The following is a 13,103-nucleotide window of genomic DNA, read 5'->3' on the forward strand; positions in this document are numbered from 1 at the left end:
GCTACAAGCGCTCCACCACCGATTGAACGGCCTCGAGGAACACCGGGACAAAGACGTCCGCCTCGAGTGCGCAGGCCGCGTGACCGGCCTTGGCGAGGAAGATCTCCGCTCCCGGAATCGCTTTCGCCATTTCCAGCTGACGGAAGACGGGCAGGGCCCGATCCCGCGTGGTGATCACCACCGCCGTCGGCACTTTCAACGTCGAGATCCATTCCGACGAATCGAATTGCCCCAGCACCACGAGCGCCTGTGCGAGCGCCCACCCGCTGGTGGCCCGCAATTCCGCCATGGCCCAGCGGTCCATCCGGCCCACCGGCCAGGAGGATTCCGGCAGCATCGGGAGTTTGTCGCGGCGCAGTTCCGCACGGCGGAACGACCATTCGGAGAACATCGTCGCGGTGGCCGCCCAGCCGCGGTGGAAGGCGCGCTCGCGCCACTTCTCCTGGAAGCGGTAGGTGGTGGCGGCCAGTACCAGCCCACCCACCCGATCCGGATGCCGGTGCGCGACCAGTTGCGCGACCACGCCGCCCATGGAATAGCCCGCCAGGATGGGCCGTTCGATACCCACCGCGTCCGCGACCGCGACGACGTCGTCGGCCAGATCATCGAGATCGAAACGCTCGGAACGGATTCCGTGCCCGTGCCAGCGCTGATCGAACAGCACCACCCGGTAGCGCTCGTTGAGTTCACGCAGGGACGGGAACCAGTTGAGCATGGCGGTGGTCGCCATGCCGTGCAGGAGCAACACCGTCGGCGAGTCCGCCGCCGGGCCCGCCAGATCCACCACGTAGGTGCTGCCGCGACCGGGTAGTTCCACCATGCTGCCCTGCGGGACCTCGGTCAGCCGCGAGATGCGCGGCGACAGCCGGCGGCCGCGGCTGGGCGCGGCGGGCGGCACGGTCGGATTCCAGCTGGGGTTCGTCATCGAAGGCCTCCCGGCACACCGCTGCGGCGGTCGAAAATGGAACACGTTTCACTTGATGATGCCATACCGGGCCGGGAGTGGCCGGTTACGGCTTACAGGGCTCCGGCGCGGCGACCACCGTGGTGACGACCACGGGCGCGGTCGGCGGGGGCGGGGTGGCGGGTGGCTCGACCGGGATCTCGTAGAGACGAATTCCGGTGTGGCGCAACTGCCCCGGGGTGATGGTGACGCCGGAGATGAAGGCGGCGTGGCCGTAGATATCGGTGACCTCGGCGGTGAACGGGCCCGCGCCCGCGCCAGAAATGCTCCAGTAATTGTCGTTGCCGCGCCGCAAGGGCAGGTAGTCGCCGCTGGAATCCGGCTTCAAGGAGACTTGCGCGATGGGATTCCCGGTGCCCGAGAACAGGATTCCGATCCAGCTGGCCGACGAACTCGGCTCGACCCGATACACCAGCTCCGGGGCCGGATTGGGGTCGCGCACCTGACCGATGCGGACCTGCGCGACACCGTCGGTGGAGTTGGCTATCGCCTCGAAAGCCGAACGGCTCAAATCGTATTGGTTGGGGCCGCAACCGGGGCAGCGGTCGACGACCTCGGCGCGGACACTGCCGAGCGGGCCGTCGATGTCGACGTAGGAGCCACACGGGGCGGAACCGTTGTATTGACCGGTCGGAACCCCGACGTAGTAGCCGTCCAGCGGCAGATCCGGCAGCGAGCAGGCCACGCCCTGACTGAAGGCATAGAAGCGAGCCTCGCCCGGTTGCGGGGCCGGTTGCGATTCCGGCGGCTGAATCTGCTGGGTAGTAACCGAACTCGGGGCCGGTGCGGCGGGAAGCGTGATAACGGTTGTGGTGGGTGTGGCGGCGTGACAGCTGAGCGACTGCGGCCGGATCCACCACGTGGCCAGCCCTACCACCACCGCTCCCGCTAGGATCGTCCACAACCATGGCCTGCCAGAATGGACCTCTTCGAGCCCCGTGCGGTGCATGGCTGGTCCCCAACCCTCCGAATTGTGTTTGCTGAAGCGATGCTGCCCGTCACATCAGGAAAGCAGTCGCCGCCGTTACGGCGGGCTCGAATCGGAAACTCGGACTGAAAAACACGGCGTGTTGGCGGTGTGTCATGGATGTAGAACCGGGAGCGGCTCCGCCTCGTATGTCCTGGTGTCCCCCCATAACGCACCCGCGGATGTCGGCCCGCCCCAGGAGAGTTCCGCCATGGCCCAGCTCGCACCCTTCTACCGGCAGGTGCAATCGCACTACGACCTGTCCGACGATTTCTACGCCCTGTTCCTCGACCCCTCCATGACCTACAGTTGCGCCTTCTTCGAGCGTGCGAGCATGAGCCTGGAGGAGGCCCAGCAGGCCAAGATCGACCTGGCGCTCGGCAAACTCGGGCTCGAACCGGGCATGACGCTGCTCGATGTCGGCTGCGGCTGGGGGTCGACCATGATCCGCGCCGTACTCACCTACGGGGTGCGCGTCATCGGACTCACCTTGAGCCGCAACCAGTTCGATCATGTGCAGACCCAGCTGCGGGAGCTCGGCATCACCGAAGCCGAAGTGCGCCTGCAGGGTTGGGAGGAATTCGACGGCACCGCCGACCGGATCGTCAGCATCGGCGCGTTCGAACACTTCCGCAAGGAGCGCTATCCGGAGTTCTTCGCCCGCTGCCACCGGCTGCTTCCTGCGGACGGCCGCATGCTGTTGCACACCATCATCGGCCGCACCCTGGCCGAGCTGCGCGCCAACGACATCCCCGTCACCCGCGACGACGCCCTGTTCCACATCTTCATGAAGCGCGAGATCTTCCCCGGCGGCCAACTCCCCCAACCCGACACCGTCACCGGCAATGCCGAACCCGCCGGATTCCGCACCACCCGCATCCAATCCCTGCGCCCCCACTACGCCCGCACCCTGGACCTATGGGCCGATGCCCTCGAAGCCCACCACGACGAGGCGGTCCACCTCACCTCCGAAGAGGTCTACCAGCGCTACCTCAAGTACCTCACCGGCTGCGCCCACTACTTCCGCGCCGGCCACCTCGACGTCATGCAGTTCACGCTGCAGAAGTAGGCAGCTCAGGCACTGTCGCGGCGAGTCATCAGGGCCGCGTCGAGGTGCCCCAGCACCGCGTGGCGCAGCGCGTCGAGTGGCGGCCCGGTGAGCGGCACCCGCGCCAGCGCGAGAACCGTGGTCGAGCGGGTCGGCGACGCCGCCTCGAGCGCCAAACAGCGGCGGGTTACCTCGTCGAGACAGCCTGCGGCCGTGGCGGTTGCGATGACATGGACATAATCGGGCCCCAAGGTGTGCGCGGCCGACCGGGCCAGCGTCCACAGGTCGTCGGCGCGCCGCTCCGGAGGCAGCAGCGCCGCGGCATGGCGGGTCTCGAAGTCGATCCACCGGGCAGCAGGCACGTCGTGGAACGCCGAGCCGAGTAGCACACCCTGGTCGATGGGTAGCACGGGTTCGAGCAAGACGTTGCCGAGGATCGCGTCGCCATGAGTTTCGGCTGCGGCGTGGAGCTTTCGCAGCGCCATGGTGGCGGCGGTGAGCGCGGCAACAGGATCAACCGCGAAATCGCGAAGCAATTCGTCGGCGGGTGCGCCCGGCAAGAGCGGAACCAGCAGCCTGCGGCCGACAGATCGAACCGTGTCGTTGCCGTTCCGGTTGCGGTGCAGCACACGTTCGCGGGCATGCCAAGCTCGGCCCGACAACACGCGGATCGGTTCACCGAATCCTGCCAGCCAGAGATTCCACAGCGGAATCAATACGAGAAAGCTTGGGCGACGCCACTTCTCGACCTGCAATGCCCGGTCATCCACCCGCAGGGTATGCATCGGCGCGGCGGATACCGCCCGAGCAAGCCACCGCGAGAAGGCCCCAGGCAGGCGCGCCGGCAGCACGGTGGAGATGCCCGGGCACGACACCGGAATCGGCGTCACCGCCGCAGCGGTTACCGACGCATCCGACGTGCGGGCGCGCACGATCGAGGCGGAATCGAAGGAGGCGGTCCCGGTGCCGTCCACCGGGGCGGAGGGAACGGCGGTCAGGGCTGGAGTGCGGAAGGTGTCGGGGTAGTGGGTGCGGCCGGACGGCTGGAGTACGGCCCAGACGTATTTCGCAAAAGTGCGGGTGTAGCCGAAGGGTTGGAGGTGCATTCGGCGGCTGGAGGTTCGGGCGGTGAGGTGGCGATCGTGGTGGAAGTGGGTGGGGCGGGTGCGGTAGAGGCCGGCGAGGATGGGCCATTCTTCGGACAGTTGGACGGATTCGGCGAAGGGGCCGAAGGTTTCGAAGGCTTCTCGGGTGCAGAACATGAAGGCGGACATGGCTTTTGCGCGGGGCAGCGGGAGGAGGCGGATGTGGTCCCAGAACAGCCACCAGAGGTGGGCGCGGAGGCCGCCGTCGAGGGCCGCCAGGCGGGAGAAGCCGCCGTCGAAGCCGTTGGCGTGGTGGGTGAGTACACGGGTGAAAGCGTCCAGGGGGACGTGGGTGTCTGCGTCGACGAAGACGAGCAGGTCGCTGCGGGCGTGGCGGGCGCCGAGGTTGCGGGCGCGGCCCGCGCCGGGGAGCGGCGATTCGAGCACACGGACGCCGAAGGAGCGCGCCAGATCGGCGGTGCCATCGGTGCTCGCACTGTCCACGACGAGGATTTCGATTCGGGCCGGCTCCGCGAAAGCGGCTGCGGCCAGCAGGGATCGGAGGGTCGAGGCGAGTGCCGCCGCCTCGTTGCGGGCGGGGACGATGACCGAGAGGATCACTGGGCTCTGTCGAACACGAACAGGTCGCGCCCGCCGAAGGGCACCGGTAGTCGATCCGGTTCGAAGGCGATCTCGCGCAGGCCCGCCGCGTACGCGGCCGTGCGCACGTCCTCGCGCGACAAAACCCGGCGCACGTGCAAAGCCACTCCGGCCGCCATCCCCGAATCGATGAACCCGACCAGGCGCGACACCTGAAATGCCAAGCGGCCGAAAACGAATCCTCGCGCCACGAGCGCCGCCCGGCCGAGCACTCCCCCGGTGGTGGACTGCAGCACCACCACCCGCGACGCCACCCGTGCCGTCTCCGCGAGCACGGCCGTCGGATCTGCCGGGAACTGCAGCACGTGCAACACCACCGCCGCCCCGAACGCGTCATCCGCGAACGGCAACACCCCATCCGCGCACAACACCGGTCCTACCCCGACGACATGCATGTCCACGACATCGGTCTCGACCACCTCCAGCCCGACCACCCGCCGCAGCGCGTCGGCATTGTGCCCGGTACCGGACCCCACATCGAGCACCCGCCCGCCCGCCGGCAGATGCCCGCGAATTCGCCCCACGATCCGAACGGCCCGCTCCCGAGCCGCCCGCTCCAATCGAGCCTTCACCGAACCCACTCCCCGCGCCCCCGACCCGATTCGACGATCCCGCAGTCCCGAGCTCCCACAAGCGATCTCCACCCCACCGCCCGAACATATCACCGCCTCGCGCCCGCCTTCCCCGCCCGACTACGCGACCGCGCGGGGGCTCCACGCACGCGGTGAGATCCGCCACTCGACGGTACCGATCGAGCAATGCCGGGTCGCCCGCAAACCTGCACGTTATTGCGTTGTGCGCGAATATCCGCGGTCGGATCGACTACCGGTACGTAAATGTTCCAACACGCTGTTCACACAATCTGACGCACAGCGCCAAACCGGAACCGACGGAACTCGATACCGATCGTCGATCACCTCAGCTAGGCCGCTCGCGGCCGCATTCGCGCCTTATCGGGGCCACTGACATCCCGTGCCAACCAGGTTTACCCAACCGTCCGCGATCGTTAACTGGAAGGGAACACGAGCCCTGGTCAGCGGGTCAGAGTCCCCTTGGAGAGACACCGGGTGGCGTGACGAAACCCACTGAGCTGCACAGTTGTTGGACTTCGAGCGGAATTGACACGAAGCCGCAGCGCCGCTAGCGTGTCGCCATAACGTTGCCGGTCAGATGACCAGCAACGCAGAAGGGTCGGGGAAGTTCTCGTGAACGGTTTTTCCACAGGGCCAGAGCTTTTCAAGCCCGATAACAATTCATCCGGTCGCGAAGCCATGCCGTCGCTAATTGCCGCGGTCGTCATCGATGAACTCGTGCGCAATGGCGTGAAATGGTTTGTCTATTGCCCGGGTTCGCGGAACGGTCCGCTGGGATTCGAACTCGCGCGCCGTGCGCGGGCCGGGGAAATCAAATTCCAGGTGCGACTCGACGAGCGTTCGGCGGCTTTCGTGGCACTCGGGATCACCAAGGCCGGCGGGCAGCCCGCGGCGGTCGTGACGACCTCCGGCACCGCGGTGTCCAACCTGCTGCCCGCCGTCACCGAGGCGAACTACTCCGATCTGCCGCTGGTGCTCGTCACCGCCAATCGACCGCCCGAGGTGCTCGGCACCGGGGCGTCGCAGACCGTCGAACAGACCGCGCTGCTCACCTCGCAGACCCGGCACGTGCAGCAGGTCTGGTCGGGCGAATCGTTCGGGCCCGAGGCGAACGGCATCCTCCGCTCGCAGGTGTGCCGCGCGCTGGGGATCGGGACCGGGCAGTTGCTCGGACGTCCCGGCCCGGTGCAACTCGATGTCCCGCTGACCTCCGGCCTGCCACCCGCCGGTGAAATCGCTTGTCCCCCGGGCCGATCCGACGACGCGCCCTGGATCCGCATGCCCGGTGCGGCTCGCCGCACCACCTCCGGTTCGACGGCCGTCGACCTGCGCCGCCCCACCCTGATCATCGCCGGTGACGGCACCGATCCCGCCGCCCTGCCGCCACGAATGCCCGTTATGGCCGAACCGACGGTGGAGCTCGGCGACCGCAAACGCCTGCACCCCTGGGTCCTCGACTACGTCGACCCCGAGCAGGTGGTGGTCTACGGCCGCCCGACCCTGCACCGCAATGTCGGGCGACTGCTGGCCCGCGACGGCGTGCGCGCAGTGCTGGCGAGCGGACCGGGCGACTGGATCTACGCCGCACCCGATATCGAAGTGCTGTCGGGCAATCCGCGATTCCACGGCGAAGCCGATGCGGCCTGGACCGAGGAACTCGGGCTGACCGACGCGATCGTGCGCGGACAGTGGACCCGGGTCATGAACGAGACCGCCGACCGCATCGGACTCGGGGTCGCCCGCGCGGTGCTCGCGGGCCTGCAACCCGGCGACCTACTGTGGCTCGGCGCATCCAATCCGATCCGCGATGTGTCGCTGGCCGGTGTGGTCCCCGCCGGGGTCCAGGTGCTGTCCAATCGGGGTGTCGCCGGGATCGACGGCAATGTGAGCGCTGCGATCGGCGCGGCACTCTCGGCACCGGATCGCACGGTGGTGGCGCTGCTGGGCGATCTCACCTTCGCCTACGACGCCTCGGGCCTGCAGACCGGACAGCTGGAGCAGGTGCCCGGCAATCTGATCCTGGTGGTGTCCAACGATGCCGGGGGCGGCATCTTCGAACTGCTCGAGCAAGGGCACACCCGCTATCGGCAAGAGCCCTACGGCGACACGTTCGAACGGATCTACGGGACCCCGCAGCGCGTCGACATCGCGCAATTGTGCGGCGCGTACGACGTCGCACACCGCCGCGTCGAACTGGGCGATCTCGGGATCGCGCTGCGGCAGGAGCGCCTCGCGCGACGGCTCTCGGTGCTCGAAATCCCGGTCGCGCGCACCGCTTTACGCGATGTGCACGCCACCGCGCGGCAGGCGGTCGACGCGGCCTTCGCATCGGCATCCGCCGAGGTCGCCGACGCCGCGCTCGAACTGGAACTGCAGACCCCCGAACTCACCGGAAACCTCGAGTACTCCTGATGAGCGACACCATGACTTCCGTTCCACTGACGCCCCTGCTCCTCCCCGAGGATGCGGATATCGCCGTCGCGACCCTGCAGCGCGCCCTCGAGGCGGTCCACCGCGGCGATCGGGCCATCGCGCCCATCACCGAGCCCGGCCAGGCGCAAGGGCTGCCCGAACGGGTTCCGGCCGGGACCGCGGCGGTCCTGTCGACCTCGGGTTCCAGCGGCGTGCCGAAGCGAACCATCCTGTCCCGCAAGGCCTTGCTGGCCTCGGCCACGGCCACCTCGGAGCGGCTCGGCGGTGCGGGCGACTGGCTGTTGTGCCTGCCGGCCGGATTCGTCGCGGGGTTCCAGGTGATCTCGCGGGCGGTGCTGAGCGGCACCCGGGTCGCGACGCTGCGCGAGGGCCGGTTCGATCCGGCCGGTTTCGCCGCCGCCGCACGCCGCATGCCGCCCGGTCGCCGCTACACCTCGCTGGTGCCCACCCAGGTTTCACGATTGCTCGCCGAGCCCGAATCCCGTTCCGCGCTGGCTGTTTTCGACACCGTCCTGATCGGCGGGGCCCGCCTGGACGCGGCGACCGACCGCCGCCTGCGCGAGGTCACCGACGCGGTGGTGACCTACGGAATGACCGAGACCTGCGGGGGCTGCGTCTACGACGGGGTCCCGCTGCGCGGGGTCGACGTGCGAATCATCGACGACATCGTTCACATCGGCGGTGACGTGGTGGCCGACGGCTACCTGGAGTCTCCGGGCGAGGTGCCCTTCTACGCCGAGGGCGAGACCCGCTGGTATCGCACCGCCGACCGTGGCGTGTTCACGAACGGCGTTCTCGTACCGACCGGACGCATCGACGATCTGATCAACACCGGCGGCGTCAAGGTCTCCGCGGTCGCGATCGAACAGGCCCTCGCCGAGCTGCCCGCCATCGCGTCCGTCGTGGTCATGGGCATCCCCGACACCGAATGGGGCGAACTCGTCGCCGCGTATATCGTTCCGCGCCAAGGTGTTTCGATGCCCGAACCGGAACTGCTGCGGGACCTGGTGCGGCAGCGGCTCGGGCGCGCCGCCGTCCCGAAGCGCTTCGTCGTCGGTACCGAGCTGCCGCTGCTGCCCAATTCGAAGATCGACCGCCGCGCCGTCCACGGACGGCTGACAACCGGAACGGAGCATGCGCGTGCGTGAACCCGTGCGATTTCGCCTCAGCGGCGCCAACGGCCCGGTGGGCCTCGACGGCCCGCTGATCTGCTACCACAGCCTCGCGGAAGCCGAGGCCGCGGTTCGCGCGGGCAACTACGGCAATCTCGTCGCCGGGTCCATCCCCTTCGACGACGATGCCGCCAACCATTCGCTGTATCTGGGCTGGCGCATCACCAATCGGAGCGGTGCGGACTCGAAGGCCAACGCGGCGGCCCATTTTCGCGCCGATATCGACTTCAACGACACCTCCATCGCGAACTATCTGCGCCTGATCGACGACGCGCTGCTGCTGCTGCGGTCGCCGGATTCGGCGCTGGAGAAGATCGTCATCGCGCGGTCGGAGCGCTACTTCTACGACGGCGTGGTGGACCCGGTCGCGCTCTTCGAGCGGATCGCGGCGCTGTACCCGAACGCGCGCAGCTACTTCGTCGAGCACCTGGAGCATCCGGGCGTGTACACGATGGGCGCGAGCCCGGAGTTGTTCCTGCGCAAGACCGGCTACACGATCACCATGACACCGCTGGCCGGTACCGTCACCCGCGATACCCGGCTGCCCGAATCCGAGGATCGGGCACGTGCCCAGGCCCTGCTGTTCGACGAGAAGTATCTGGCCGAGCATCGGCACCTGGTCGACTTCATGGTCAAGGGTCTGGCACCGTTCTGCGCCGACCTCGACTTCCCCGACGAGCCCGAGTTGGTGACCGCTCCGGGCCTGTGGCACTTGGGCACTCCCATCACCGCCCGCCTGCTCGATCACGAGACGCCGGTCGCCGACCTGGTCGCGACGCTGCATCCCTCCCCCGCCGTCTGCGGTGTCCCGCAGGAGGATGCCCGTCGCATGATCGCGGGCTACGAATCGGCCCGGGAGTACTACGGCGGTCTGGTCGGCTGGCTCGACGCCGAGGGCGATTGCGAATTCCATATGGCGCTGCGCGGTCTCGAACTCGATTCGCACCGTGGACATCTGACGCTGCGCGCCGGCGGCGGCGTGGTGTCCCGCAGTCGTATCGACACCGAATTCGCCGAGACCTCGGCCAAACTCGCCACCATGCGCCGGGTGCTGGGGATCCCCCGATGAGCCCGCGCGACGCGGTGATCGTCGCGGCGGTGCGCACGCCGATCGGACGGGGAAAGCAGGGCGGCGCGCTCGACGGCGTGCACCCGGTGGATCTGATGGCGCACAGTCTGCGTGCGGTGGTGGCCGAGGCGGGAATCGAACCGGCGCTCGTCGACGAGGTCATCGGCGGTGTGGTCAGCCAGGTGGGCGAGCAGGCCACCAACGTGACCCGGCGCGCGGCGCTGGCCGCCGGGCTGCCGGAATCGGTGCCCGCCAGCACCATCGACCGGCAATGCAGTGCGAGCCAGCAGGCGCTGCGGTTCGCCGCGCACGCGGTGATCGCGGGCGACTGTGAGCTGGTGATCGCCGCGGGCGTGGAATCGGTGAGCCGAATTCCCATGGGCACCAGCCTGCTCGACGCCGACAACCTCACCGGGTCGGCATTTCTGGAACGCTATCCGCAGGGCGTGCCGTGGCAGGGCATCAGTGCCGAACTCATCACCGCGCGTTGGGGATTCAGCCGCGCCCAGCTCGACGACTACGCGCTCGAGAGCCACCGCCGCGCCGCCGAGGCCACCAAGAACGGTCATTTCGATGCCGAATTGACCCCGCCGATCAACCAGCTGGCCCTGGACGAGGCCATCCGATTCGACGCCAGCGCAACGGGACTCGGCGCGCTCCCGGCGGCGTTCCGCAACGAGGCGATCGCCGCGCGCTTCCCCGAGATCCAGTGGCACATCACCGCCGGCAATGCCAGCCAGCTCGGCGACGGCAGCGCGGCGGTGATGGTGACCACCAGCGAGAACGCCCGCCGACTCGGGTTGACCCCGCTGGCCCGCATCCGCAGCCACATCGCCGTCGGCGACGACCCGTTCCTCATGTTGACCGCGGTCATCCCCGCCACCGAGAAGGTGTTGAAGCACAGCGGACTTCAACTCTCCGACATCGATCTGCTCGAGGTCAACGAGGCGTACTCCAGCGTCGTGCTGGCCTGGGCGCAGGAAACCGGGGCCGACCTGAGCCGCGTCAACGTACACGGCGGCGCGATCTCACTGGGCCACCCCCTCGGCGCGAGCGGCGTCCGCATCACCGCGACCCTCCTGCACGCCCTGCGCGAACGCGGAGCCCGCTACGGCCTGCAGACCATGTGCGAATCCGGCGGCCAGGCCAATGCGATGATCCTGGAGACGCTCTGAGCTCAGCCCGGGGCGAGGGCGGTGCGCAGGAAGCCGATCGACTGGTCGCGGACGCGGTCCTGGGTGAGGCCGTCCGCGCCTGCGCGCAGGGCCGACAGGAGCGCGGAGACCAGTACCGAGAGCAGTACTTCGCCCGCGATGTGCGGGTCGAGGTCGAGGTCGAGGTAGCCTGCGGCGATGCCGTGGCGGATCATGTCCACCGACTGCTCGCCGTAGCCGCGGGCATTGTGCATGCAGCGCTGCAACACTCGGTCGTCGATGGCGGAGGCCTCCAGCAGGAAGAAGTTCACCAGGCCGGGTTCGGTGGCGACCAGGTCGTAGAGGCGGTCGATGACCCGGCCGTAGCGGGCGCAGAAGGCGTCCAGGGATTCCGGCGGGTCATCGCCCTCGGGACCGAGCACACGCAGGCGCAACTGGGTGAAGCAGTGGTCGATGACGGCGTCGAGGATGTCACGCTTGTTGGTGAAATAGTTGTAGTAGGTGCCGTGACTGACGCCCGCGGCGGTGGCGATATCGTCCACGCCGATGCCGCGGAAGCCGCGGGTCATCACCAATTCGTAGGCCGCGGCGATCAATTGGTCGCGGCGGCGCTCGGTGCGGGTCCGGCCGCCGACGGCCGGAGCGTCTTCTCCACCAGGCCGAGGGCCACGGTCATGCTGCGGTCGCGGATGGCCGGACTGCCCGCGCCCAGCAGTTCCCGCATGATCCACGGCCCGGCCATCGTGAAGATGGTGTGCCCCAGCACGTCCGGGTCGATGTCGGGACGGATCCAACCTTCCTCCATGCCACGTGTCAGTTCCCCCGCGATCAATGAGGCCGTCATCGCCTCCAGCCCGAAGAGACGATGCGACAGTTCGGGATCGATGGCCCCCGCCTCCACCACCAGCAGCCGCAGCACCCGCGGCTCCCGCTCGAACAGCGCGTAGAGCCGCTCCACCGCCGCCCGCACCGCCGCCACCAGCTCACCGACATCACCCGCGGACCCGAACACCCGATGCAGTTCCATCGCATCGGTCACCTTGCCGACACCGAGATCGATGACGTGGTCCAGGATTTCGCGTTTACTGCCGAAGTAGCGGTAGACGGTGCCCTGGCCGATGCCCGCGCGGGCGGCGACCTCGGAGATGGCGGTGGCCTCGTACCCGTTGGCCGTGAAGACCTCGAAAGCGGCTTCGATGATCTGCTGCCGCCGCCGCGACGGGAGTTCGGTCTGCGGCGGGCGGCCGAGCTTTCTCGAGGGCGATTCGTGCGCCCGCCCCGAGGCTATTTCGCGGCCCCGCTCTTCGCGCCGACATCCTTGGGGCCGTAATCGGTGACCACCCAGTCGCCGCCGTTCTTGGCCACCGTCAGCACCAGCAGGTTGGGCACGGTCGCCGGGTCCTGCTGCTGTACGTTCTGGGTCTTCTGGGTGGCGTAGACGGTGACCGTGTACTGGTCGTTGCCCTTCGAATCCACCGAGGTGCCGACCACGTCGCCGGTGGCCACCACCTGGGCATCGGTCATGATCTTGGCGAGGGTGTCGTGGAACTGGGTGTAGCGGTCGCGCAACGCGTTCGAGGTGCCCCGCTGCACGCCGTCGAAGAAGGCGGGCAGGTTGCGGTAGTCGTAGGTCAGCGAGCGCAGGGTGTATTCCTTGGCGATCTCGGCGGCCCGATCCCGGTCCGTCTGACTGGATTTCAGCGCGTCGTAGTCGCCGGCCGAGTTGTGCCAGAACACCCCGAACACCACGGCTACGACCGCGAACAACGCGGCGGCGGCCGCGACGAACGGGAAGGCGCGCTCCCCGAAACTCTTGGCGGGCAGCGGCTTCGGAGTCGTCACCGGCGGGGCATCCTGCACCGGGGCGGGTTCGATCGTCACCGGCGGCTGCGGGATCGTTTCGGTGACCTGCTCGATCGTGGCGGTTTCACTCACGTCGGTCTCACTCATGAAATGCC

Annotated in this window: 12 protein-coding genes and 1 pseudogene; 5 read left to right on the top strand and 8 right to left on the bottom strand. The window is 68.3% G+C overall.

The window, feature by feature from the left end; translation table 11 throughout:
- Position 1: 1 nt before the first annotated feature.
- Complete coding sequence (locus tag ACFXHA_RS41450; protein WP_379366222.1) at positions 2-925, bottom strand: alpha/beta fold hydrolase; 924 nt, start codon at positions 923-925, stop codon at positions 2-4.
- Positions 926-1,010: 85 nt separating this feature from the next.
- The gene (locus ACFXHA_RS41455; protein WP_379366224.1) at positions 1,011-1,841 is read right to left on the bottom strand and encodes an expansin EXLX1 family cellulose-binding protein; all 831 of its coding nucleotides are present in this window, start codon (positions 1,839-1,841) and stop codon (positions 1,011-1,013) included.
- Between the two features lie 301 nt (positions 1,842-2,142).
- Here ACFXHA_RS41455 and ACFXHA_RS41460 point away from each other — a divergent pair, with 301 nt between their 5' ends.
- Positions 2,143-3,000 carry a cyclopropane mycolic acid synthase family methyltransferase gene (locus ACFXHA_RS41460; RefSeq protein ID WP_379366225.1) on the top strand — a complete coding sequence of 286 codons (858 nt, stop codon included), beginning with the start codon at positions 2,143-2,145 and terminating at the stop codon, positions 2,998-3,000.
- A 5-nt stretch (positions 3,001-3,005) separates the two neighbouring features.
- Here ACFXHA_RS41460 and ACFXHA_RS41465 read toward each other — a convergent pair whose 3' ends face one another.
- Together ACFXHA_RS41465 and ACFXHA_RS41470 are read right to left on the bottom strand one after the other, a co-directional pair.
- On the bottom strand, positions 3,006-4,685 hold the full coding sequence (locus tag ACFXHA_RS41465; RefSeq protein WP_379366227.1) for a glycosyltransferase: 1,680 nt from the start codon (positions 4,683-4,685) through the stop codon (positions 3,006-3,008).
- Entirely contained in the window at positions 4,682-5,296 is a 615-nt protein-coding gene (locus ACFXHA_RS41470; RefSeq protein WP_379366228.1) for a methyltransferase domain-containing protein, read from the bottom strand. The genes ACFXHA_RS41465 and ACFXHA_RS41470 overlap by 4 nt, the downstream gene beginning before the upstream one ends.
- Before the next feature lie 699 nt (positions 5,297-5,995).
- Here ACFXHA_RS41470 and menD point away from each other — a divergent pair.
- The 4 genes from menD to ACFXHA_RS41490 are packed head-to-tail and all read left to right on the top strand — an operon-like array spanning position 5,996 to position 11,166.
- On the top strand, positions 5,996-7,729 hold the full coding sequence (gene menD / locus ACFXHA_RS41475; protein WP_379366230.1) for a 2-succinyl-5-enolpyruvyl-6-hydroxy-3-cyclohexene-1-carboxylic-acid synthase: 1,734 nt from the start codon (positions 5,996-5,998) through the stop codon (positions 7,727-7,729).
- A complete protein-coding gene (locus ACFXHA_RS41480; protein ID WP_379366232.1) occupies positions 7,729-8,898 on the top strand; it encodes an AMP-binding protein in 1,170 nt (389 codons plus the stop codon). The genes menD and ACFXHA_RS41480 overlap by 1 nt, the downstream gene beginning before the upstream one ends.
- Positions 8,891-9,991, top strand: coding sequence for an isochorismate synthase MenF (locus tag ACFXHA_RS41485; protein ID WP_379366233.1), 1,101 nt, complete (start codon positions 8,891-8,893; stop codon positions 9,989-9,991). Before ACFXHA_RS41480 ends, ACFXHA_RS41485 begins: the two co-directional genes overlap by 8 nt.
- On the top strand, positions 9,988-11,166 hold the full coding sequence (locus ACFXHA_RS41490) for a thiolase family protein (RefSeq protein ID WP_379366235.1): 1,179 nt from the start codon (positions 9,988-9,990) through the stop codon (positions 11,164-11,166). Before ACFXHA_RS41485 ends, ACFXHA_RS41490 begins: the two co-directional genes overlap by 4 nt.
- 2 nt (positions 11,167-11,168) lie before the next feature.
- Here the strand turns inward: ACFXHA_RS41490 and ACFXHA_RS41495 are convergent, their stop codons facing one another.
- From ACFXHA_RS41495 to ACFXHA_RS41510, 4 genes and pseudogenes are all read right to left on the bottom strand, one after another.
- Positions 11,169-11,714, bottom strand: a complete 546-nt coding sequence (locus ACFXHA_RS41495; protein WP_379366237.1) for a TetR/AcrR family transcriptional regulator — start codon at positions 11,712-11,714, stop codon at positions 11,169-11,171.
- 23 nt (positions 11,715-11,737) lie between these two features.
- Positions 11,738-12,172, bottom strand: coding sequence for a hypothetical protein (locus ACFXHA_RS41500; protein WP_379366239.1), 435 nt, complete (start codon positions 12,170-12,172; stop codon positions 11,738-11,740).
- 96 nt (positions 12,173-12,268) lie between these two features.
- Positions 12,269-12,490, bottom strand: a pseudogene (locus tag ACFXHA_RS41505) (TetR family transcriptional regulator); the annotation flags it as partial.
- Entirely contained in the window at positions 12,430-13,095 is a 666-nt protein-coding gene (locus ACFXHA_RS41510; RefSeq protein ID WP_379366241.1) for a hypothetical protein, read from the bottom strand. The gene ACFXHA_RS41510 and the pseudogene ACFXHA_RS41505, both read right to left, overlap by 61 nt.
- Between the last annotated feature and the right edge of the window lie 8 nt (positions 13,096-13,103).

The organism is Nocardia sp. NPDC059240 (assembly GCF_042753865.1).
Taxonomy (GTDB): Bacteria; Actinomycetota; Actinomycetes; order Mycobacteriales; family Mycobacteriaceae; genus Nocardia.

Excerpts from the sequence above, each read along its gene's own strand:
- ACFXHA_RS41450 (WP_379366222.1), bottom strand. The coding sequence starts at position 925 with ATGACGAACCCCAGCTGGAATCCGACCGTGCCGCCCGCCGCGCCCAGC.
- ACFXHA_RS41490 (WP_379366235.1), top strand. The coding sequence starts at position 9,988 with ATGAGCCCGCGCGACGCGGTGATCGTCGCGGCGGTGCGCACGCCGATC.
- ACFXHA_RS41510 (WP_379366241.1), bottom strand. The coding sequence starts at position 13,095 with ATGAGTGAGACCGACGTGAGTGAAACCGCCACGATCGAGCAGGTCACC.
- ACFXHA_RS41495 (WP_379366237.1), bottom strand. The coding sequence starts at position 11,714 with ATGACCCGCGGCTTCCGCGGCATCGGCGTGGACGATATCGCCACCGCC.
- ACFXHA_RS41480 (WP_379366232.1), top strand. The coding sequence starts at position 7,729 with ATGAGCGACACCATGACTTCCGTTCCACTGACGCCCCTGCTCCTCCCC.
- ACFXHA_RS41500 (WP_379366239.1), bottom strand. The coding sequence starts at position 12,172 with ATGGAACTGCATCGGGTGTTCGGGTCCGCGGGTGATGTCGGTGAGCTG.
- ACFXHA_RS41460 (WP_379366225.1), top strand. The coding sequence starts at position 2,143 with ATGGCCCAGCTCGCACCCTTCTACCGGCAGGTGCAATCGCACTACGAC.
- menD (WP_379366230.1), top strand. The coding sequence starts at position 5,996 with ATGCCGTCGCTAATTGCCGCGGTCGTCATCGATGAACTCGTGCGCAAT.